Here is an 18,726-nt window from a genome sequence, read left to right as displayed (position 1 = left end):
GTCCCCTCACACGTCCAGCAGCGGGCGGTGCTTGATGTGTCGGGCAAAGACCTGCATGAACTGCGGATCGACGCGCGCACCCCAAACCGCCAGCGCGTGGCCGACGATCCAGAGCACGGCACCGGGAATCCAGAGTTGCAGGCCCAGCCCGACAGCGGCGGCCAGCGTGCCGTTGGCGATCGCCACGGTGCGCGGTGCGCCACCCAGCAAGATCGGCTCGGTGAGCGAGCGGTGCAAAGGCACCTCGAACCCTGCCGCGAAGCTATCCGGGGCGTTCATACGACAGCCCCGCCGGAGAAGCTGAAGAACGACAGGAAGAACGAGGACGCGGCGAAAGCGATGCTCAAGCCGAACACGATCTGGATCAGCTTGCGGAAGCCGCCCGACGTGTCGCCGAACGCGAGCGCGAGGCCCGTGGCGATGATGATGATGACCGCAACGATGCGCGCCACCGGCCCTTGGATCGACTCCAAGATCGACTGCAAGGGGCCTTCCCACGGCATCGAGGAACCGGCGGCCTGCGCGGTGCCGGCCAGGAACAGCAGCAGCGCGGACAGCAGCAGCCCTTGCGCGGCAGGACGAGCCAGGGTGTGCAGCCGGGCCAGCCTCGGCAGCCGCGAGGGCGGATTTACGGAAACACGGAAAGCAGGAATGTGCATCTGCGTCATGGCAGTTCTCCAGAGTGGTTGAGGGACGGGGAAGAAAGGTCGGACTGCGATGGCAGCTCGGGAAACGGCGTGTCCAGCGCGTCCGCCAGTTGGTAGCCCACGCCGTCGAAGCCGACGACGCGGGCGATGCTCTCGATGCGGCGCTTGTGCCCGCGCCCGGCGATGTGGATCACCACGTCCACGGCCTCGGCGATCAGCGCACGGGGCGGGTTCACCGCCACTTCGAGAATCAGTTGCTCCATGCGCAGCAGCGCGCCCAGCGCGGAACCTGCGTGGATCGTGGCGATGCCGCCGGGGTGGCCGGTGCCCCACACCTTGATGAGATCCAGCGCCTCGGGGCCGCGCACCTCGCCGACGACGACGCGATCCGGTCGCAGGCGCATGGACGAGCGCACCAGCTCGGTCATGGACACTACGCCCGCGCGCGTGCGCAGCGGAACGTGGTCGCGGGCCGCGCATTGCAGCTCCACCGTGTCTTCGAGCACCAGCACGCGGTCGCCGGTGGCGGCGATTTCAGCGAGCAAGGCATTGGCGAGCGTGGTCTTGCCGCTGCTGGTGGCTCCGGCGATCAGGATGTTCTTGCGCTCGCGCACCGCGCGAACGAGAAAACCTGCTTGGGCGGCAGTCATCATCCGGTCGATGACGTACCGCTCCAGCGGAATCACGCCGATGGCGCGCTTGCGCAGCGCGAAGGCCGGCCCCGGCGCGGCGGGCGGCAAGATGCCCTCGAAGCGTTCGCCGGTTTCGGGCAGCTCGGCCGATAGCAGCGGCTGGCCGCGATGCACCTCCGCGCCGACGTGGGCCGCGACCAGGCGGATGATTCGCTCGCCATCGGCTTCGGGCAGCTCCACGCCCATCGGCGCGCGGCCCGACGACAAGCGATCCACCCAAAGGGTGCGGTCGGGGTTGAGCATGATTTCCACCACGTCGGGGTCTTCGAGCGCGGTGGCGATCAGCGGCCCCATTGCCGTGCGCAGCATCTGGATGCGCCGGTCGAGCGATGTGGCGCTCATGGATTGCGGAACGGCGCTCATGACGCACGCTCCTGCGCTTCGGCTGCTGCCGCTGCATCCTCCATCCGCATCGGGTCGGGGTGCAGTTCCTCCACCACGTCGCGCACCAGGCTGCGCCCGCGCAGCAGGTGGCGGCCAAGCTGCTCCACGAACTGCTCGAAGCGCGCCTTGCCCTGCGCGCGGGCCGCCTCTTGGTGCGCTTCGGGAACCGGCGTGCTGACGGTCAGGTAGTAGCGGATGAACAGCGCCAGCGTTTCGATGGCAATGCTCTGGTCGCGCTCCATGCGCTCGGCCTGGCGCGACAGGCGATCAAGGCGCTTGGCGATAGCCGCCTCGCGCTGGTCGGCTGCGTCCGGCGACAGCCAGGACGCCAAGGCGGCAGCGACGATGCTGGACTTGGACACGCCTTTCTTGGCGGCCAGTTCATCGAGCCGCTGGGCGTGCTCGGGCTGGATAAAGAGGTTCAGGCGGTAGTGGCTCATAGCTCGATTCCGTCGCTGGGGTCGAGGGAAGCCAGCCGGGCCGTGCGCTGCATGGCCGGGTCGAGCTGGCGAGGAAGGGGAAGCGGCAGGTCGTCGTCGTCATCGAGCAGCCCGAGGTCGGCAGCAGGCACGGCCAACTCGGGGTCATAGGCGACGGCTTCGGAAAGTTCGGGCTGACGGCGTGGGCCGCCGTCGTCGGCAGCAGCCAGGTTCCCCAGGCCATTGGCGGATGCCGTAGCCGGTGCGGCGGGCATCGGCGGAATCGCCAGCCCGCTCCAGTCGTCCGGGCGCGATGGCGGTGCATCCGCATAGCTGCCAGCGACAAGCGCCGGCGGCGGCAGCACGCGCCGCTTGAAATTGGCGTCGGCGTAGTAGCGCAGCTTCTTCGCCCGGATCGGGGCGACGCTGGACACCATCACCACGGCATCGTCCGGTGGAAGCTGCATGACTTCGCCCGGCGTCAGCAGCGGACGCGCCGTTTCCTGGCGCGACACCATCAGGTGGCCCAGCCACGGCGCGAGCCGATGGCCCGCGTAGTTGCGTTGCGCGCGCAGCTCGGTCGCGGTGCCCAGCGTCTCGGAGATGCGCTTGGCGGTGCGTTCGTCGTTGGTGGCGAACGTCACCCTGACGTGGCAGTTGTCGAGGATGGAATGGTTCTGCCCATACGCCTTGTCGATCTGGTTGAGCGACTGCGCGATGAGGAAGCTGCGGATGCCGTAGCCCGCCATGAAGGCCAGCGCCGTCTCGAAGAAGTCGAGCCGGCCCAGGGCCGGAAACTCATCGAGCATCAGCAGCAGCTTGTGGCGGCGCTCGATGCCGTCGGAGCCGTCGAGCGATTCGGTCAAGCGTCGCCCGATCTGGTTGAGGATCAGGCGGATGAGCGGCTTGGTGCGCGATATGTCCGAAGGCGGAACCACCAGGTACAGCGACACCGGATGCTCGGCTGCGATCAAATCGGCGATGCGCCAATCACAACGCGACGTGACTTCGGCCACCGTGGGATCGCGGTACAGGCCGAGGAACGACATGGCGGTGCTCAACACGCCGGAGCGCTCGTTGTCGCTCTTGTTGAGGACTTCGCGCGCAGCGGACGCCACCACTGGATGGGGGCCATCGCCCAGGTGGGGCGTGGTCATCATCCGGTGCAAGGTCAGCTCGAAGGGGCTGGCCGGGTCGCTGAGGAAGTTGGCGACGCCGCGCAGCGTCTTGTCCCCGCCGGCATACAGCACATGCAGGATGGCGCCGACCAGCAGCGCGTGCGAGGTCTTCTCCCAATGGTTGCGGCGTTCGAGCGCGCCCTCGGGATCGACCAGAATGTCCGCGATGTTCTGCACGTCGCGCACTTCATGCGCGCCGCGTCGCACCTCCAGCAGCGGGTTGTAGGCCGCCGACTTCGCATCTGTGGGGTTGAACAGCAGGCAGTGCGAGAAGCGCGAGCGCCAGCCTGCGGTGATCTGCCAGTTCTCGCCCTTGATGTCGTGGACGACGGCGGACGCGGGCCAGGAAAGCAGCGTCGGCACCACCAGGCCGACGCCCTTGCCGCTGCGCGTCGGCGCGAAGGTCAGGACGTGTTCCGGGCCTTCGTGGCGCAGGTATTGGCGATCATGCTGGCCGAGGAACACACCGGCTGGCTGCGTGAGGCCCGCTTTGCGAATGTCCTCCGCGTTCGCCCAGCGGGCCGAGCCATAGGTCGTGACGAGGCGCGATTGCCGCGAGCGCCATATCGACATGCCGATGGCAACGAGCACGGCCACCAAGCCGCTGCCGCCCGCGATGGCTCCCCCAATGTCGAAGATGCGCGGTGCGTAGCCATCGAAGAAGAACCACCACTCGAACAACCGCCACGGGTGATAGACCGGCGTGCCGAAGAAATCGAACCAGGGCAAGCCAAGGCGTAGCTGATAACCCAGGGCGGCGGCTGTCCACTGTGTGGCGCTCCACACACCGGCGACCACGATGCCGAATACCACGGCGATCTGGCCGAACAGCACGTTCGTCCCTTGCATTGCCTGCCTCCGATCACGGCACGAGGGAGTGCCGCAACGACGAGGATCAAGGCGTCTGCGCAGGCCGGTCAAAGGCCGTTATGGCGGCAATTCAGGCCGAAAAGACAAGATTTCTTACTGGAGCGGGGAAAATAAAAACGCCGCTAACGCGAGAGCGTTGCGGCGTATAGAGGTAACAGTCAGGACTTCGTCGTAGTGGCGCGACTGCAAGAGATTTATTGGGTCTTTTGCTCCGGACGGTTGCCGAAGAAGCGCCGTTTAGCGGCCTCGGCCGCGCGCACGCATAGTTCGTCGCCGACGTTGGCGCGATCCTCCTTGCATTGCCGCTGGATTTCCTTAATGCGATCAGGATGAGCTACGAGGAAGTCCACGCTTTCTGAGGGCTGGGACGGGCCGCACGCAGTCAACGTAGCGGTTAGCAGCAGCAGTAGTTTGTTCATAGCTCCAATCCTTTCATGGACGGTTATGAATCGTCGGTCGTATCCGCTTCATCAATGCAGCCTACTCGTTCCACGAACCGAGTCAGCATCTCCGAAGGCTCCTTGTCGCGCCGTAACAGATAGGTCGTAAGCAAGGGCTGCTTACCCGCCAGCGGTCGCGCGATGACACCCGGGTCTCTGCTGGCTGTGATGTGGGCAGCGCCTGCCAGGCCCAATGCGATTCCAGCAGAAACGAAGGTCATCATAAGGTCGTAAGACGTGACATGCTGAACGATCATCGGCTCCAGCTTTTGCTTGCGAAGTATGCGATCTATTTGGCGTGCGTGCCCTTCACACGCCGCCGGATCGCCCAGCACTAGCGGATAGCGCAATACTTCCTCCAGCGGAACTCGCCTGTAGGCGAGCACGGGATGACGCGCTGGGACTGCCACCATTACTTCGTCTTCCCAAGCGGGAGCGACCAAGATGCCGTCCCCCACGTCATCTGCCATCGAAAAGCCCGCGTCGTACAAATCGCTGTGCAGACCTTTGATCTGTTGAGACAAGGGCACCTCAAATAGCCGTATCTCTACTTCGGGGTCTTCTTCTCGGCACCGTGCCAACAAGGCAGGTAAGCGCGAAGGCGTGACTCCATCTGACAGGGCAATTCGCAACTGCCCATGAAAGCCGTTGGCAGCAGATTTTACGCTGTCGCGCGCTTGATCCAACGCAGCGAAGATGCGTGGCACATGCTCCAAGAACAGCCGACCAGCGCGAGTTAGTTGCGTGCTGCGGGTAGTGCGGATGAAGAGGTGAGCGCCAAGTTCCTCCTCCAATTCTTTGATGGTGCGGGACAGCGGAGACTGGTCAATGTGCAATCGTTCGGCGGCGCGGGCGAAGTGAAGTTCTTCCGCGACGGCCAGGAAGCAACGCAGGTGTCGAATCTCCATTTCTGTTGCCTCCCGTTACCGGCGCGTCGGACGCTTCATCCGTTCACCATCATTAGGTGGTGGCTTTCGTTAATACGGTGAATAGTGAAGGTTTGGCCTTCACCAGAGAGTTCGTTTAAGCAGCATGGCTCCTGTTTGATGCGCCAGTAGCGCAACAACGGCAATCCGAGGCTGTGCAGAAGAATCACCCGGTTGATGCTGTCGTGGCCGACAAGAACAACAGTCTGATTTTGATGGTGATGAAGTACGTGTTGCAGTACCTCGACGCCACGAGCCAAGACAGCAGCCAATGTTTCGCCGCCTGGGATGGCCGCCATGTCGGGAGAGTCAAACCATACCTGTAGCTCTTCGGGCCAGCGTGCTCGTACCTCGTCGTGCGTTAGGCCCTGCCATTGCCCGTAGTGGGTATCGGCCAAATTGGAAAGTTGCTCGGCATGGGCACCAGTGGCGCGGGCAATGGCGTCTCCGGTGCGCACACAGCGCGATAGCGGACTGGTGTAGATCGCGTGGGGCTTCCAGCCCTGGGCGACGCGCTGGCCTAGCGCCTCGGCTTGGCGTTCTCCAAGAGCTGACAGCGGAATCTCAGCGCGGCCACGAAAGCGTTCAGGTGCGATCCAATCTACATGGCCGTGCCGTGTCAGGACGATGGTTGTTGTCATCAGATGTGCTCCAGGTGGTTGAAAATTGGTCAGCGGACGAACGCTCCGCTCCCTGCATAGACGGCCGCAGCTCCTAGCTCTTCCTCGATGCGCAGGAGCTGGTTGTACTTTTCAACGCGCTCGCCACGACAAGGCGCGCCGGTTTTCAGATGCCCGGTTCCCAGCGCGACAGTGAGATCGGCGATGAAGCTGTCCACGGTTTCACCGCTGCGGTGCGACACCATTGCGCCCCAGCCGGCCAGATAAGCCGCATCGACAGCGGCGCGGGTTTCGGTGAGCGTGCCGACCTGGTTGGGCTTGATGAGGACTGCGTTCGCCACGTCGTCACGAATGCCGCGCTCGATACGTGCGACGTTGGTCACGAACAGGTCATCACCAACCAGCTCGATCTTGCTTCCGAGAGCTTGGTTCAGCAGCTTCCATCCATCCCAATCGTCCTCCGCAAGACCGTCTTCCAGCACAGCAATGGGATACCTTGCGATCCAGTCGGCATACAGCCCCACCATTTGAGCGGCGGTGATGCTGCGTCCCTCGCTGCGAAGGTGGTAAAGGCCGTTCTCATAGAAGCCACTCGACGCAGGATCGAGCGCGATCACCACATCCTCACCAGGCGCATAACCCGCGCTTTGAATCGCCGCAAGAATCAGCTCCACCGCGTCACTGTTGCGATTCAAGGCCGGAGCAAAACCACCTTCATCGCCGACCGCCGTGGAATGGCCGCGCTCTTTCAGGGTCGTGCGCAGGCAGTGATAGATTTCCGCGCCCCAGCGCAGGCCCTCGGTGAAGCTGGATGCTCCAATGGGAGCGATCATGAACTCTTGGAAATCCGTGCCCTGCCAGTTCGCATGCACGCCGCCGTTGAGGACGTTGAACATCGGAACCGGCATGCGGCAAGCCTGCGGTCCGCCAAGGTATCGAAACAGCGGCAATCCGCCAGCTTGGGCGGCCGCCCGCGCCACGGCCAGACTCACACCCAGGATGGCATTGGCCCCGAGCCTGCCTTTGTTCGGCGTGCCGTCGAAGTCGATCAATGCACGGTCGATGCCTGCTTGATCTTGAGCGTCCAGGCCATGCAAAACGGCCGCAATGGCCTTATTGACGTGGCCGACAGCCCTGCCTACACCTTTGCCAGCAAAGCGCTGCGGGTCACCGTCGCGCAACTCGACGGCCTCATGGATTCCCGTCGAAGCACCTGATGGCACGGCCGCGCGGCCGGTCGCCCCGCCGGTCAGCCGCACATCGACCTCGATGGTGGGATTGCCGCGTGAGTCCAAGATTTCGCGGGCATGTACTGTCTGGATGGCCGACGCCATATATCACTCCGATACGAAAGAGGGCAGAAAAAATGCGACGGCACGCCCCTCGGGTTCGCGCCGGCGTGTTGAACATCTTGCTCAGTCGCTGGACTGGCTTGCCCCCAGCTCTGCACCCGTGAGGCACGCAGTGGAACCGTCCACAACGCGGGCCTGGCAGGACGCCTCGTCAGGCGTGCGGTCGTAGATGAAACCTCCCTCAACGAAGCTGACGCTGTACCACGCGGATTCGACCAAGCGCGGGCCTTGGCCCGCGAACCACAACAGCGCCGCCGCCCACACTGCCAATGCGGCAAGTAAGCGTGCGTTGTCCCGGAACCAGTCATGCACGGTGGGTTCAGGACGGAGATTGCGAACGGTCAACATGGTGAGTCTCCTTGTGGTTGGGGGGATACTTCCGGCAGGGCGTGCCGGTTCACTTCACAGCCTTGCCCACGCGCCCGTACTCGATAGGCACCTTCACGTAGGTCAGGTTGATTTCTTCCTGCGCCAGCGCGTCCATCAGCCGCTGGCACGCTGCGTCATCGACCGAGACAGTGATCGCCAGCGGCTGGTCGGCCAGCTCGAAAAAATGCGCGGAATGGAAGCGGCCGAGATGATCGAATCCATCTCCCCCGCCTACCAGCGTGCCGCCGGCAGCGCCGTTGTCCTTGGCAAGTTTCAGCAGCCACTCGCCGATGGGCGTGTGGCCGTGCCGCCGGTCTTGCTCCGTAAAAAACGTGAGTTGATAGCCTTTCATTGCAGCTCCTTAGATCAGTGGTGGCGAACAAGAGAGATCGTGACCATGCCGAGCGCCGTCATGGCGAGCGAGCCGCACACATGCAAAGCCAGCATGCCGGCCGACCAGCCGAGGCGGCCATCGCGCAGCAGCGTCAGCAGCTCGGCCGAGAACGTGGAGAAGGTGGACAGCCCGCCGGCCAGGCCCGTGATGACGAACAGCCGCCATGCCGGCGACAGGTTCGGCATCGCGGCGAAGAAGGCGATAGCAGCGCCCACGATGTAGGCCGCGATGAGGTTGGAGGCCAGGGTGCCCATCGGAATGGCCGGCACGAGCGCATTCATGCTCAGGCTCAAGCCGTAGCGCGTCAAAGCACCGATAACCGATCCGATGCTGATGGCGATGATTCCGTAGAGGCCGGCCATCGTTAACCGGCCTTGCCTGCGTGTGAGGCGTGTGTGGGATGCGCAAGCCGGTTATGACTCAGCGGCAACTCGCACAAGAACAGAACCGCATGCACCTTGCGCAGCTCTTCGGCGTGCGCGTGCATGAAGTCGCGCAAGCGCTGCTCGGTGTCCAGCAGTTCCAGGCATTGCGGGTGCCGCATGCCGGTCAGCTCGGGATGGTGATGCGACAGCCGTTCGCCGGGCAGGTAGCCGGAACTGACCTGGTGCAGCATGGCTTGCACGATGTTGGCCTTCTTGGCGACCGTCAACAGGTGGTGCGCGAGCGCCGGCGCGCTGAGGTGGTGCCAGAAGCGCGTCGCCTTGGCCTTGGTGGAAATCGGAAAGTAGAGCCGCAAGGCGGCGATGTGCTGCTGGCTGGCTTTCGAGGTCATCAGACGTTTTCCTTATGGGTGACGGGTGTTTCGGCCTTGCTCTTTGGCGTCGATTCATCCTTGGCAGGCTCGGTCTTTTGCTTGCGAAAGTGCGCCAAGTCAGCGATGCGCAGTTCCTCGGGCACGGCGTTGCGGTGTTTGCTGTGCTTGCTGTGGCCCACGCGCTGGGCGTGGTAGATGCCGGTGTGTCCCGAGAACAGGTAGGCCGTGATGCACCCAATCGCGGCCAGCGGGCCGATCTCTGCCCCGAACAACTCCATCGCCATCAGCGTCGTGGCAATCGGCGTATTGGCCGCGCCGGCGAATACGGCTACGAAGCCGATGCCCGCCAACATGGGGAATGGCAAGTGCAGCAGCGGTGCCAGCGCATTGCCCAGCGTGGCCCCGATGTAGAACAGCGGCGTGACTTCGCCGCCCTTGAAGCCAGTCCCGAGCGACAGAACGGTGAACACCAGCTTGCCGAGGAAATCCCACGGCCGCATCGGCTCCTGGAACGAGCGCACGATGTCGGGAATGCCCAGGCCGATGTAGTTGTAGGCATCGAGCGCCCACACGGCGGTGGCGATCACCACGCCGCCTACGAAGGGGCGCAGGGGTGCGTAGGCGATTCGCCGCTTCACCAGCGCACCGAGCTTGTGGGCGGCCGTGGCGAACACTGCGCCCACCAGTCCGAACAGGATGCCGGCCAACACAACCGCCAGCACGCTCCATGCGCCGATGGGCACGATTTCGGGGATGGAGTAGTGCGTATGGTGAACGCCAAAGGCAAGGCACACCTGATCTGCCACGATGGCGGCGACCACGCACGGAAACAGCGCGTCATACCGCATGCGACCAATCGCCAGCACTTCCAGGCCGAACACGGCCCCGGCCAATGGTGTTCCGAACACGGCGGCAAAGCCGGCGCTCACGCCCGTCATCAGCACGATGCGCCGATCCTCGTGCTTCAAGCGGAAAACATGGGTGAGCTGATCGGCGAGCGCGCCGCTCATCTGCACGGCCGTCCCTTCGCGGCCGACGGATGCGCCGAACAGGTGAGAAATGACCGTGCCGCCCAGGACAAGCGGTGCCATGCGCAGCGGCACGACCTTCTTGGGATCGTGGATCTCGTCAATGATGAGGTTGTTGCCGCCGTCCACCTCCTTGCCCAGCAGGTGATAGATCAGCCCGACGCCGAGGCCGGCCAAGGGCAGCAGCCAAATGATCCAGCGGTGGGCTTCACGCCACTCGGTGGCTCGATCCAGCGACAGGAGAAAGAAGGCCGAGGCACTGCCCGCCAGGGCGGCAACAACGCTGGCAATGACGAGCCATTTGCCCAGATAAGGCAACAGCTCGATTTGTTCTGGACGGCGGAGGTATCTGCGCATTGGTCATTCGCTCGAATTTCATCGGGCTGACCAAGGGCAAAAGGGGTGTGAACGCGAGCGCCTACAGCCCCGACCGAGGTCAGGTGTCTGTAGGCGTCATCAGCAGCTTAGAACGGCTGCGGTTGGGGTAGGAGGAACGCCATCTCCCTGCGCGCATTATGCACAAATTTCACATCGCGGTCTAGCCGTATCACAGCAAATACGCTAATTGCACATCCGACAAGACTTTATGGAACGATTGAAATGTTACGGTCGTTGCAGTACACTTGTTCGCATGAAGACACAGAACTGGCTCTTACTCACCTACAAGGTGCCTCCTGAACCTGCGAAGAAGCGCATTGGCTTGTGGCGCAAGCTCAAGGGCATGGGGGCCATCTACTTGCAAAACGGCGTCTGCCTGCTGCCCAAGACCGACGACCACACCCGCCGACTCAAGATCATCGAAAACGAGATCAACGAGATGGCCAGCGACTCGGTGCTGCTGGAAACCGTCGCCTTGGACAAGGCCCAGGAAGACAAGGTGGTAGCCCGCTTCAAAGCCGACCGCGACGAGGAATACGCCGAGTTCATCGACAAGTGCGACGACTTCGACGCCGAGATCGCCAAGGAGACGGCCGCCAACCACTTCACCTATGCCGAACTCGAAGAGAACGACGTTGACCTCAAGAAGCTCCAGACCTGGCTGGAGAAGATCCGCAAGCTCGACTTCTACGGCGCAACCCGTGCGGCCGAGGCGCAGCAGCGTTTGCAGAACTGCGAGGCGTTGCTCGACGCCTATGCACAGCGCGTCTTCGAGGCCCACGACGAAAACCGCTGACCCAAGGAGTCCCCATGCAACTGACTGTCCTGACCTACAACACCCTGTTCGCCGGCCGCGATGGCGCGAACGACACCCGCGCCCAGGCGCAAATTGAACTCATCGACCAGGTACGGCCCGATGTGTTCTTGATGCAGGAGGCCAAGGGCTTCGATACCAATGGCGCGGCTTGGCTGTACGCCACGGAAGACCGGATCGGCATGCGCGGCTTCCTGGCCGTCGCACCGCGCACCGGCCAGAACGTCGCCATCTTCATCCGCGAGCCGCTGCGACCGCTGGCTTTCGAGGCGGACGGCGCGCACTTCCACCACGCGCTGGCGACCCTCAAGGTCGCCGTGCCCGGCCGCAGCGATCCGGTCACCTTCATCAGCGCGCACCTGTGCCCCAACGGGCCGGCCGTGCGCCGGCGCGAGGCGGCCTATCTCGCCGTGCAGGCGGCCCCGGACAAGCTCACGCTCGTGACCGGAGATTTCAATTCGGCCTCACCGCACGACTCCGACCCGCAGGACTGGCCGTCGCTCGCACCGCATCACCGCGCCCGCTACCTGGCCGACGACCTGCACGGGCTGGATCGCAGCGTGTTGGCACATCTGGAAGCTGCGGGCTGGGTTGATGTTGGCCACCGCCTGGATGCCGCCGCCACGCCAACCGTGCCCACGGCGGCCTACCGCGACGTGGAGTTCGCCACGATGCGCTGCGACTACCTGCTGGCCTCGCAGGCGCTGGCCGCCAGGGCGCGCAGCTATCAGGTCATCCGCAATGCGCTCACCGATGCCGCGTCCGATCACTACCCGGTGCTCGCCACGTTCGATCTGACGCCGTGAACCGATGGTGCTGCCATGTACCTCCCCACATTGGCCGAGCGGCTGAACCTCAAGCCACGGCCGGAAAGGAATAGCGAAATGAGCGAACCTACCGAGGCCGCCCTGTCGGCCCCTACGGAAGAGCCGGCGAAGGGCTGGCTCAATCGAACCGTCGCCGGAGCGGGCATCACGAGCGCCCTGGGTGACTTCTGCTACGAAACCACGACCGTCATCCTGCCGGGCTTCCTGGCCGTGCTGGGTATCCCGGCGGCGGTGCTGGGCATCATCGAAGGGATCGCCGATGCGGTCGCGGCCTTCACCAAGATGGTTTCGGGTTACATCGCCGACAAGCTCGGCCACCGCAAGCTGCTAGTTCTGCTGGGCTATGGCCTGACGCCGGTGGGCCAGGCGCTGATCGCGCTGGCAGCCGGCTGGCCCTTGCTCCTGCTCGGCCGCAGTGTGTCGTGGTTCGGTAAAGGGCTGCGCGGGCCGCTGCGCGACGCCATCGTGATCCAGGCAGTATCGCCGGAGACACGCGGGCGCGCTTTCGGCTTTCACCGGGCCGCGGACACCGTGGGCGCAGTCGCCGGCCCGCTGCTGGGCGTGGCGTTGCTGGGTTGGGCGCAAGGGTTGCATTGGGACAGCACGGCAGGGCCGTTCCGCCTTGTGCTGTGGTTGTCCGTGATCCCTGGCGCGCTGGCTGTGCTGGCCTTCTTGACGCTGGTGCAAGACCCGCAACACTCACCCAATCCGGCGTTGAAGTTTTTCAGCACATTGCGCGGTCTGCCCGCGCGGTTCAAGCGGTATCTCGGCGCGGTGGGCATCTTCGGCGTCGGCGACTTCTCGCACAGCCTGCTGATTCTGGCCGCCACTACGCTGCTGACCCCGAAGCTGGGCGTGGTCAAGGCCGCGCAGGTCGCCGGGCTGCTCTATGTCTGGCGCAATGTCGTCCAGGTCATAACGTCCTATCCAATCGGCTTGCTGGCCGACCGCATCGGCCATGCGTCGGTGCTGATCTCGGGGTATGTGCTTGGCACCTTGACGGCCGTGCTGACCGCTCTCGCGTTCTGGTTCAGGACAGACAGTGTGCCGTTGCTCGCCGGCCTTTTCTTCATCGCCGGGCTGTACGTCGCGGTTCAGGAAGCCCTCGAATCGACCGTCACCGCTGAAATGGTGGAGCCGGACAAGCTGGCTTTGAGCTATGGCGCGCTGGGCACGGTCAACGGCGGCGCGAAGTTCCTATCCAGTGCCACGGTCGGCTTGCTCTGGACGGCGGTGTCGCCTGTGCTGGGCTTTGCCCTCGCTGCTGCCTTGATGGCGGTTGGCACGATTGCTTTGCGGCGACTGACCCGGTAGCAGTTTTGGATGGGCAAACGGCCAGCAGACCAGCATCATCAAATTGATGGCCCGCGCTGTCGTCCTACCTCCCAGGACACGCCACCGCTGCGCACCGTGGCGGCAAGCTGCTGGCCCAGCCGCTGCTCGATCACCGGCCGCCACGGCACCAGCGAGAAGCCCATGCCGTCATCGAGCATCGCGTAGCGCCCGCTGGCGAGCATGACGCTGCGGCGATAGATGCCGGCCACGCGCTGGCCGTCGGCCACCGGGTGATGTTCCAGGCCGGTATCGGCAGCAATGTCCTTCGCGGCCTGTGCCAGTTCCCGATTGCGCAGCGTGCCCAGCAGATTGCGCGCGAGGATCACGCGCTGTCCGCGCCGCTCGGCCAGCCCCTGCTCGGCGAGGAAGTCGGCGCGCTGCTGCATCGCCTGCTTGGCCTCGCCGCCAAAGCCCAGGTCGCCCAGGCCCGAGCCGCCGCCGATCAACTGCTGGTCGAGCCAGGTGGCCCCGATCACGCGCGCCTGCCGCTCGATGGGCAGGTGCGATTTCAGTTCGACCGCCACACCGCCGAGACGCTGCGCGTCGTAGCGGCGCCCCTGCTCGGGCAGGTCGCCCGGCACCTTCCACAGCCCTTCGGCCACGCGCTCCACGATGCGGGCCCGGCGCAGGGCTTCCAGCCTGCGGACGTGGGCGGCCACGACCTCCTGCGGGTCGCGGCCCGGTACGGCCTGCCCCTGCGCCACCGCTAGGTGGTGGTCGGTGCGGTACAGGCCATCGCTCGCCAGCGCGGCGATGTTCCTGTCGGCCGCGCGCACGTCGGCCGATCCCTTCACCTCCACCACGGCCCCGGCGGGGTAGTTCGCCAGCTCGTCGCGGGCGTTGAGCGCGACGTAATGGGCCTTGCCGTCCACGCCGTCGATGACCAGATAGCCTCGGTCGCGCAGCTCGTCGGCCAGTCCTTTCGCGGCCACGCGCCCGAGGATGGTTCGGCCATCGTCCCCCGGCTCGAACACCGCCAGCTCGCGCGGCTCGCCGCGCATGGCCCGCTGCATGGTGCGGATGATGTCGCCACGCTCGCCCAGGGCGCGCAAGGTCTTTTCCGCATCCGCATGGACGGCCCAGGTGCCCGGCTGCGTCTCGTCGGCCAGGCCCAGGCGCTGCAAGCGTTGCAGGCGGCCGATCAGCAGCAGGCGTTGGCGCTGCAAGCGAGGTTCGTTGAGCTGTTCGACATGCACCAGGCCATCGTCGCCGGCCTCGCGCTTCAACGTGCGATCCAGGCTCGTCCACCGCTCTTGCTCCACCTCGCGCTGCAAGGTCTGCTGGATCTCCAGCTCAGTGCGTGGCCCCAGCCACTCGGTCGCCAGTTCGGCGGCGCGGTGGCGGAAGCCATCGGCGATGTAGTCGCCCGCGATGATGAGGTCTTTGCCGGTGTCGTCGCGCCCGCGCACGACGATGTGGGTGTGCGGGTTGTCGGTGTTCCAGTGGTTCACGGCCACCCAATCAAGGCCGGTGCCCAGGTCGGCCTCCATGCGGCCCATGAGGTGCCGCGTGTAGGTGCGCAGGTCTTCCAACTCCGCGCCGTCCTCGGGGGACAGGATGAAGCGGAAATGGTGCCGGTCGTCGGCGCAGCGTTCCTTGAAGGCGTCGAGGTCGGCCACGTCTGTCTGCGGCCCGTAGGCTTGGCCCGGCTCGCCGTCGCGTCCCACGCCATCACGTTCGATGTAGCGCAGGTGCTTGGCGAGCGATTGCGGGCTGGCCCGTTGGTGATTGACCAGCAAGGTTTTGATGGTCACGCGCCGGGACATGGGCGTCAGCTTCGCGCCCGCGAAGCGCGCCGCCGTATGGCCGCGGCCCAGGCGCGAGCCGGGGCGTTGGGCGGTGCCACGCGCCGACGCCGGACGGCGCACCGTGGACTTGCCGCTACTGGCCTTGCCCGCCTGCTTGAGCACCTTGGAAACGAAGCTCTGCCCTTGGCCCTTGCCCCGATTCTGCGGGGCGCTGGGGCGCACGCGGAAATCGTCGTCGCGGCGGTCGCTCATGGCTGCACTCTTTGCAAGCTCTGGCGTGTCCTGTCGTGCGAAGCACGCGGACATGCCTGCATTGGCGCGGGCCTCGCGCCATACGCGGCACGGCGGCGAAGCTGCACCGTGCCGCGCCAACCCCACGTGCAGACTGGCTTTCGACGCGGCCCGGTGCCGCGTCCTTTTGTCTTGCCTTCCGCCGTTGCCTTCCGCTGACGCTCCAGGCACCGGCGGCCCGGCGGCGCTGCTGCGTGAGCAGCCAGCGCGCCGGCGAACGCGGCGATGGCCGTAGGCCGGGCGCGTTCGAGGCAAGACGCCTGCACGTTGGACGGCTGCGCCGGATGCAGCGCGACGTGCGGTGCGAATGCACCGGCACGGCAGGCGCGGCGACACGGCAGCAGCCAGCGGATCGACATGCCCGATGGCACGCCGAAGCGCAGCGAATCGGCGGCCATCATGGGCGTTTCTCCAGCCAGATCGGGCGCGCAACGCCGATCACGGCGGATGCGCTGACCGGGCCGAAATACCGACTGTCGAAGGACGCCGGATTGGTCACACTGAGCAGGAACAGTTCGCCAGGGCGAAGCTGCCGGCATTGCGGCCAGGATGGCAGCGGCCGGCCCAGCCGATCAGCAGGCAGCACGGCGGCCGAAGGCACGCCGTCGATGCGCACCTGACCGGCGACGATGCAGACGTGTTGCGGCGCCACCGCGCCCACACGTTTGAGCAGCGGCACGCGCGTCGGCAGGTAGCCGCGCTGCGCAGCGAGTGTGGCAGCCGTGGCCGGCAGCGGCACCAGCACGATGCTATCCACGGACAAGGGACGTGGCAGCGAGGCGGTGCGCGGGTCGAGCGGGTCGATGCGATACCAGCCGACCGCCACGCTGTCGGACGGGTTGTAGGTCAGGCGCGGCAGCGGCGACACGAGAGACGCCCAGGCCAGCGCAGCGAAGCCGATGGCGGCCAGTGTCGCCACGACGATGCGAGCGCGCAAACGTGAACGCGGGTGCGAGCGAGGACGTGGCGCACCGGCGGGTGTGCTGGCCGTGGTGGTCGGGGCAGTCATGGCAGCACCTTCCCGGCCATCCAAGCAGCGTGCCGCTCGGCGGTGTATTCGGGCAGCGGCGAACGCGCTGCAAGACGGTTGCCCAGCGTGCGCCAGTACGCGGGCGACACGTCGATGGCGGCGATGCCCAGCGTCTCGATGGCGTCGATGCGCTCCAGCACGACGCGCACGTTGGCATCGCCTTCGGCGTGCAGCAGCAGGCGCGCGCCCGGCTGCACGCCGGGGATGCGCTGCGCCGCGTCCAGCGGTGTGCAAGCCTGCATCACCATGAGCTGCCAGCGAATCGTGCCGTAGTCATTCGCCTGCCAGCGGATGCGGCAGAGCATTGCGCCCGGTAGGAACACCGCGCAGCGCCGCCAGCGGTCGAGCTGGAGCGTGCGCGCGGGTTCGCCGAAGCGCAGGTAGAGCTTGAAGCGGGCCTCGATGTAGGCCAGCGAAACGCGCGTCAGCGGGACGTTGCCGGCCTGGCCGGCGAGTACCGCGGGATGCAGCGACGGTGCAGCCGTGGCCGCGCCAGCAGCGGGCGAAGCGGATGCGGTCATGGTGTGTTCTCCCTGCGGTATTCTGGAAACTCTCGCTCCAGCAGACCGCGCAGCAGGTCGGCCACGGTCACGCCCTGCGTGAAGGCCGACACCTTGATGCGCGCCCGCATGGCGGGTGTGATGTCGAGGGTCAGGCGCGCGGTGTAGAGGTCGCCTTTGCCCAGCGCATCGGCGTCGCCCTGGCGAATCCACGCCTCGGCGTGCGGATTCGCGGGCGGACGTGCGCCGATGCCGACGCGCTTACCGCGTGGTGGCTGCTTTGCTGTCATGTCGGCCACCGCAGCAGTTCGTCCACCAGGGCGGTGATTTCGCGTGCGGCGGCGCTGTCGGGCGCTGTCTCGCGTGCGAGCCGGCCAGCGGCCACGCTGTCGGCGAACACGATGCGCTGATGCACTTCCGAGCGCAGCGCGGGCAGCGGCTGTTCAGCCAGCGATTGCCGCGCTTCGCGGCCGATGATGGTGGTGCTGACGCGCCGGTTGATGACGAAGGCCGCGCGCAGCGCAGGCCGGAATACCTGTGCCTCGCGGATCAGCGAAACCATTTCCGAGCTGGCCCAAAGGTCGTAGGGGCTGGGCTGCACCGGGATCAGTACGCGCTCGGTCGCCAGCAGCGCGGAGCGCGCCAAGGCGGCGATGCGCGGCGGGCCGTCAATGATGACGTGATCGGCCCGCCTAGCGAGTTCTGGCGCTTCCTGATGCAGCGTTTCGCGGGCCAGGCCCACGGCGCTGAACAGCCGTGGCAAGCCTTGCTGGCTGCGGCGCTGCGTCCAGTCCAGCGAGGAACCCTGCGGGTCGGCATCGAGCAGGACGACATGCTGGCCGCGCAGCGCCAATTCGCCCGCGATGTGGGTGGCTAGCGTCGTCTTGCCGACACCGCCTTTCTGGTTGAGCAGAGCGAGGATCATGGCGCGGCCCTCCCTGCTGGAAAGCCGGGCTTTGCCTGTCGTGCAAAACGCTGTTCGCCGTGCCGTTGGGTGGTTGTCCACCGAAACGGCGCGCTTCTACTAAAAGTTATGTATTTCTTGTTAGGGAAGTTAGAGGGAGCGCAAACCCGCGCCGTTATTGGCTTTCCGGCGTTTTCGTACTCCTGATAGCACGATAGGCGTACTCCCGATAGCACGATACCCGGTACTCCTGATAGCACGAGGCCGTCCACACCTTTTCCCGCAGTTATCCCCGTGCCGTATGCAGCACGGGCCGGAAGGTCAGCAGTTCTTGCCCGTCGTCCGGCATTCGCTCGATGCCCAGGACGTAGCCGGGCAGCGACTGCCGCGCCACGAGGGCGCGCAGGTCGTAGGCGAAGTCCGAGAAGCGCGCCGCGCTGCCCGACTTGCGGTGCAGGTGCTTGAAGTCGAATTGCCAGCCGTGTTCCTGCCGCCCGCCGTGCTTGCGCACCAGGCGGTACAGCCACCGTTCGATGCCGCCCTTCAAGCGGAAATAGGCCGGGTCGATGGTCAGCACCAGCGCGGCATCGAGCACGCCGGCATAGAACCAGTCCGGCAGGATCAGTTCGATGCCCAGCGGCGTACCGCTGGCGTCGGCCAGCTCGCGCCACTCGTTGATCCACGAGAAACGGTGCAGCCGCCGGCCGGTCGTCTCGCGGATGGACGTGGCAATGCTGGTCGATTGCAGCCGGTCGAGCGCCGCTTTCAGGCGCTGGTAGTCGTTGAGCGACGTGCTGCGCCCGATGAAGCGCAGGATCTCGTA

24 protein-coding genes and 1 riboswitch are annotated in these 18,726 nt (G+C 65.5%); of the genes, 3 read left to right on the top strand and 21 right to left on the bottom strand.

Features of this window, described 5'->3' with window-relative positions:
- Positions 1-6: 6 nt before the first annotated feature.
- From ACMHYJ_RS16220 to ACMHYJ_RS16155, 14 genes are all read right to left on the bottom strand, one after another.
- Complete coding sequence (locus ACMHYJ_RS16220) at positions 7-279, bottom strand: VirB3 family type IV secretion system protein (RefSeq protein ID WP_414247213.1); 273 nt, start codon at positions 277-279, stop codon at positions 7-9.
- Positions 276-668 (bottom strand): TrbC/VirB2 family protein, encoded by a 393-nt coding sequence (locus ACMHYJ_RS16215; protein WP_414247212.1) that lies wholly within the window; start codon positions 666-668, stop codon positions 276-278. The genes ACMHYJ_RS16220 and ACMHYJ_RS16215 overlap by 4 nt, the downstream gene beginning before the upstream one ends.
- Positions 665-1,702 carry a P-type conjugative transfer ATPase TrbB gene (trbB, locus tag ACMHYJ_RS16210; RefSeq protein WP_175146526.1) on the bottom strand — a complete coding sequence of 346 codons (1,038 nt, stop codon included), beginning with the start codon at positions 1,700-1,702 and terminating at the stop codon, positions 665-667. Before trbB ends, ACMHYJ_RS16215 begins: the two co-directional genes overlap by 4 nt.
- Positions 1,699-2,163, bottom strand: coding sequence for a CopG family transcriptional regulator (locus ACMHYJ_RS16205; protein WP_175146527.1), 465 nt, complete (start codon positions 2,161-2,163; stop codon positions 1,699-1,701). The genes trbB and ACMHYJ_RS16205 overlap by 4 nt, the downstream gene beginning before the upstream one ends.
- Positions 2,160-4,169 (bottom strand): conjugal transfer protein TraG, encoded by a 2,010-nt coding sequence (locus ACMHYJ_RS16200; protein ID WP_414247211.1) that lies wholly within the window; start codon positions 4,167-4,169, stop codon positions 2,160-2,162. Before ACMHYJ_RS16200 ends, ACMHYJ_RS16205 begins: the two co-directional genes overlap by 4 nt.
- Before the next feature lie 215 nt (positions 4,170-4,384).
- Complete coding sequence (locus tag ACMHYJ_RS16195; protein WP_175146529.1) at positions 4,385-4,609, bottom strand: EexN family lipoprotein; 225 nt, start codon at positions 4,607-4,609, stop codon at positions 4,385-4,387.
- A gap of 23 nt (positions 4,610-4,632) precedes the next feature.
- Complete coding sequence (locus ACMHYJ_RS16190) at positions 4,633-5,538, bottom strand: LysR family transcriptional regulator (RefSeq protein WP_414247208.1); 906 nt, start codon at positions 5,536-5,538, stop codon at positions 4,633-4,635.
- Positions 5,539-5,573: 35 nt separating this feature from the next.
- Positions 5,574-6,197 carry a histidine phosphatase family protein gene (locus ACMHYJ_RS16185; protein ID WP_414247207.1) on the bottom strand — a complete coding sequence of 208 codons (624 nt, stop codon included), beginning with the start codon at positions 6,195-6,197 and terminating at the stop codon, positions 5,574-5,576.
- Between the two features lie 29 nt (positions 6,198-6,226).
- Entirely contained in the window at positions 6,227-7,510 is a 1,284-nt protein-coding gene (eno, locus tag ACMHYJ_RS16180; protein ID WP_414247206.1) for a phosphopyruvate hydratase, read from the bottom strand.
- Positions 7,511-7,591: 81 nt separating this feature from the next.
- On the bottom strand, positions 7,592-7,876 hold the full coding sequence (locus tag ACMHYJ_RS16175; protein WP_414247205.1) for a hypothetical protein: 285 nt from the start codon (positions 7,874-7,876) through the stop codon (positions 7,592-7,594).
- A 49-nt stretch (positions 7,877-7,925) separates the two neighbouring features.
- Positions 7,926-8,249 carry a DUF190 domain-containing protein gene (locus ACMHYJ_RS16170; RefSeq protein ID WP_175146534.1) on the bottom strand — a complete coding sequence of 108 codons (324 nt, stop codon included), beginning with the start codon at positions 8,247-8,249 and terminating at the stop codon, positions 7,926-7,928.
- 14 nt (positions 8,250-8,263) lie between these two features.
- A complete protein-coding gene (gene crcB / locus ACMHYJ_RS16165; RefSeq protein WP_175146535.1) occupies positions 8,264-8,653 on the bottom strand; it encodes a fluoride efflux transporter CrcB in 390 nt (129 codons plus the stop codon).
- A gap of 2 nt (positions 8,654-8,655) precedes the next feature.
- Positions 8,656-9,066, bottom strand: coding sequence for a hypothetical protein (locus tag ACMHYJ_RS16160; RefSeq protein WP_414247203.1), 411 nt, complete (start codon positions 9,064-9,066; stop codon positions 8,656-8,658).
- Positions 9,066-10,433 (bottom strand): voltage-gated chloride channel family protein, encoded by a 1,368-nt coding sequence (locus ACMHYJ_RS16155; protein ID WP_414247202.1) that lies wholly within the window; start codon positions 10,431-10,433, stop codon positions 9,066-9,068. The genes ACMHYJ_RS16160 and ACMHYJ_RS16155 overlap by 1 nt, the downstream gene beginning before the upstream one ends.
- Positions 10,434-10,516: 83 nt before the next feature.
- Positions 10,517-10,589: riboswitch (Fluoride riboswitch) on the bottom strand.
- A gap of 118 nt (positions 10,590-10,707) precedes the next feature.
- Between ACMHYJ_RS16155 and ACMHYJ_RS16150 the strand changes: the two genes are divergently transcribed.
- From ACMHYJ_RS16150 to ACMHYJ_RS16140, 3 genes are all read left to right on the top strand, one after another.
- Positions 10,708-11,250: a Chromate resistance protein ChrB gene (locus tag ACMHYJ_RS16150; RefSeq protein ID WP_414247201.1), complete on the top strand. Its 543-nt coding sequence runs from the start codon at positions 10,708-10,710 to the stop codon at positions 11,248-11,250.
- Positions 11,251-11,264: 14 nt separating this feature from the next.
- Positions 11,265-12,074 carry an endonuclease/exonuclease/phosphatase family protein gene (locus ACMHYJ_RS16145; protein ID WP_414247200.1) on the top strand — a complete coding sequence of 270 codons (810 nt, stop codon included), beginning with the start codon at positions 11,265-11,267 and terminating at the stop codon, positions 12,072-12,074.
- 78 nt (positions 12,075-12,152) lie between these two features.
- Positions 12,153-13,409, top strand: coding sequence for an MFS transporter (locus ACMHYJ_RS16140; protein ID WP_414247199.1), 1,257 nt, complete (start codon positions 12,153-12,155; stop codon positions 13,407-13,409).
- Positions 13,410-13,447: 38 nt separating this feature from the next.
- Here the strand turns inward: ACMHYJ_RS16140 and ACMHYJ_RS16135 are convergent, their stop codons facing one another.
- The 7 genes from ACMHYJ_RS16135 to ACMHYJ_RS16105 form a co-directional block, all read right to left on the bottom strand.
- On the bottom strand, positions 13,448-15,430 hold the full coding sequence (locus tag ACMHYJ_RS16135) for a relaxase/mobilization nuclease domain-containing protein (RefSeq protein ID WP_414247198.1): 1,983 nt from the start codon (positions 15,428-15,430) through the stop codon (positions 13,448-13,450).
- Entirely contained in the window at positions 15,427-15,870 is a 444-nt protein-coding gene (locus ACMHYJ_RS16130) for a hypothetical protein (RefSeq protein WP_414247197.1), read from the bottom strand. The genes ACMHYJ_RS16135 and ACMHYJ_RS16130 overlap by 4 nt, the downstream gene beginning before the upstream one ends.
- Positions 15,867-16,478: a S26 family signal peptidase gene (locus ACMHYJ_RS16125; protein ID WP_414247196.1), complete on the bottom strand. Its 612-nt coding sequence runs from the start codon at positions 16,476-16,478 to the stop codon at positions 15,867-15,869. Before ACMHYJ_RS16125 ends, ACMHYJ_RS16130 begins: the two co-directional genes overlap by 4 nt.
- The gene (locus ACMHYJ_RS16120; protein ID WP_414247195.1) at positions 16,475-17,020 is read right to left on the bottom strand and encodes a DUF2840 domain-containing protein; all 546 of its coding nucleotides are present in this window, start codon (positions 17,018-17,020) and stop codon (positions 16,475-16,477) included. Before ACMHYJ_RS16120 ends, ACMHYJ_RS16125 begins: the two co-directional genes overlap by 4 nt.
- The gene (locus ACMHYJ_RS16115) at positions 17,017-17,289 is read right to left on the bottom strand and encodes a chromosome partitioning protein ParB (RefSeq protein WP_414247194.1); all 273 of its coding nucleotides are present in this window, start codon (positions 17,287-17,289) and stop codon (positions 17,017-17,019) included. The genes ACMHYJ_RS16120 and ACMHYJ_RS16115 overlap by 4 nt, the downstream gene beginning before the upstream one ends.
- Positions 17,286-17,924, bottom strand: a complete 639-nt coding sequence (gene parA, locus ACMHYJ_RS16110) for a ParA family partition ATPase (protein ID WP_414247193.1) — start codon at positions 17,922-17,924, stop codon at positions 17,286-17,288. The genes ACMHYJ_RS16115 and parA overlap by 4 nt, the downstream gene beginning before the upstream one ends.
- Before the next feature lie 265 nt (positions 17,925-18,189).
- A partial coding sequence (locus ACMHYJ_RS16105) for a replication initiator protein A (protein WP_414247192.1) occupies positions 18,190-18,726 on the bottom strand: 537 nt, incomplete at its 5' end.

This window comes from Castellaniella hirudinis, assembly GCF_047468865.1.
Classification (GTDB): domain Bacteria; phylum Pseudomonadota; class Gammaproteobacteria; order Burkholderiales; family Burkholderiaceae_B; genus Castellaniella; species Castellaniella hirudinis_A.
Note: the sequence above shows the minus strand (reverse complement) of the source record. Positions and strands in the feature narration are given on the sequence as shown.

Coding starts and splice junctions, on each gene's coding strand:
- ACMHYJ_RS16220 (WP_414247213.1), bottom strand. CDS start 279: ATGAACGCCCCGGATAGCTTCGCGGCAGGGTTCGAGGTGCCTTTGCAC.
- ACMHYJ_RS16215 (WP_414247212.1), bottom strand. CDS start 668: ATGACGCAGATGCACATTCCTGCTTTCCGTGTTTCCGTAAATCCGCCC.
- trbB (WP_175146526.1), bottom strand. CDS start 1,702: ATGAGCGCCGTTCCGCAATCCATGAGCGCCACATCGCTCGACCGGCGC.
- ACMHYJ_RS16205 (WP_175146527.1), bottom strand. CDS start 2,163: ATGAGCCACTACCGCCTGAACCTCTTTATCCAGCCCGAGCACGCCCAG.
- ACMHYJ_RS16200 (WP_414247211.1), bottom strand. CDS start 4,169: ATGCAAGGGACGAACGTGCTGTTCGGCCAGATCGCCGTGGTATTCGGC.
- ACMHYJ_RS16195 (WP_175146529.1), bottom strand. CDS start 4,609: ATGAACAAACTACTGCTGCTGCTAACCGCTACGTTGACTGCGTGCGGC.
- ACMHYJ_RS16190 (WP_414247208.1), bottom strand. CDS start 5,538: ATGGAGATTCGACACCTGCGTTGCTTCCTGGCCGTCGCGGAAGAACTT.
- ACMHYJ_RS16185 (WP_414247207.1), bottom strand. CDS start 6,197: ATGACAACAACCATCGTCCTGACACGGCACGGCCATGTAGATTGGATC.
- eno (WP_414247206.1), bottom strand. CDS start 7,510: ATGGCGTCGGCCATCCAGACAGTACATGCCCGCGAAATCTTGGACTCA.
- ACMHYJ_RS16175 (WP_414247205.1), bottom strand. CDS start 7,876: ATGTTGACCGTTCGCAATCTCCGTCCTGAACCCACCGTGCATGACTGG.
- ACMHYJ_RS16170 (WP_175146534.1), bottom strand. CDS start 8,249: ATGAAAGGCTATCAACTCACGTTTTTTACGGAGCAAGACCGGCGGCAC.
- crcB (WP_175146535.1), bottom strand. CDS start 8,653: ATGGCCGGCCTCTACGGAATCATCGCCATCAGCATCGGATCGGTTATC.
- ACMHYJ_RS16160 (WP_414247203.1), bottom strand. CDS start 9,066: ATGACCTCGAAAGCCAGCCAGCAGCACATCGCCGCCTTGCGGCTCTAC.
- ACMHYJ_RS16155 (WP_414247202.1), bottom strand. CDS start 10,433: ATGCGCAGATACCTCCGCCGTCCAGAACAAATCGAGCTGTTGCCTTAT.
- ACMHYJ_RS16150 (WP_414247201.1), top strand. CDS start 10,708: ATGAAGACACAGAACTGGCTCTTACTCACCTACAAGGTGCCTCCTGAA.
- ACMHYJ_RS16145 (WP_414247200.1), top strand. CDS start 11,265: ATGCAACTGACTGTCCTGACCTACAACACCCTGTTCGCCGGCCGCGAT.
- ACMHYJ_RS16140 (WP_414247199.1), top strand. CDS start 12,153: ATGAGCGAACCTACCGAGGCCGCCCTGTCGGCCCCTACGGAAGAGCCG.
- ACMHYJ_RS16135 (WP_414247198.1), bottom strand. CDS start 15,430: ATGAGCGACCGCCGCGACGACGATTTCCGCGTGCGCCCCAGCGCCCCG.
- ACMHYJ_RS16130 (WP_414247197.1), bottom strand. CDS start 15,870: ATGATGGCCGCCGATTCGCTGCGCTTCGGCGTGCCATCGGGCATGTCG.
- ACMHYJ_RS16125 (WP_414247196.1), bottom strand. CDS start 16,478: ATGACTGCCCCGACCACCACGGCCAGCACACCCGCCGGTGCGCCACGT.
- ACMHYJ_RS16120 (WP_414247195.1), bottom strand. CDS start 17,020: ATGACCGCATCCGCTTCGCCCGCTGCTGGCGCGGCCACGGCTGCACCG.
- ACMHYJ_RS16115 (WP_414247194.1), bottom strand. CDS start 17,289: ATGACAGCAAAGCAGCCACCACGCGGTAAGCGCGTCGGCATCGGCGCA.
- parA (WP_414247193.1), bottom strand. CDS start 17,924: ATGATCCTCGCTCTGCTCAACCAGAAAGGCGGTGTCGGCAAGACGACG.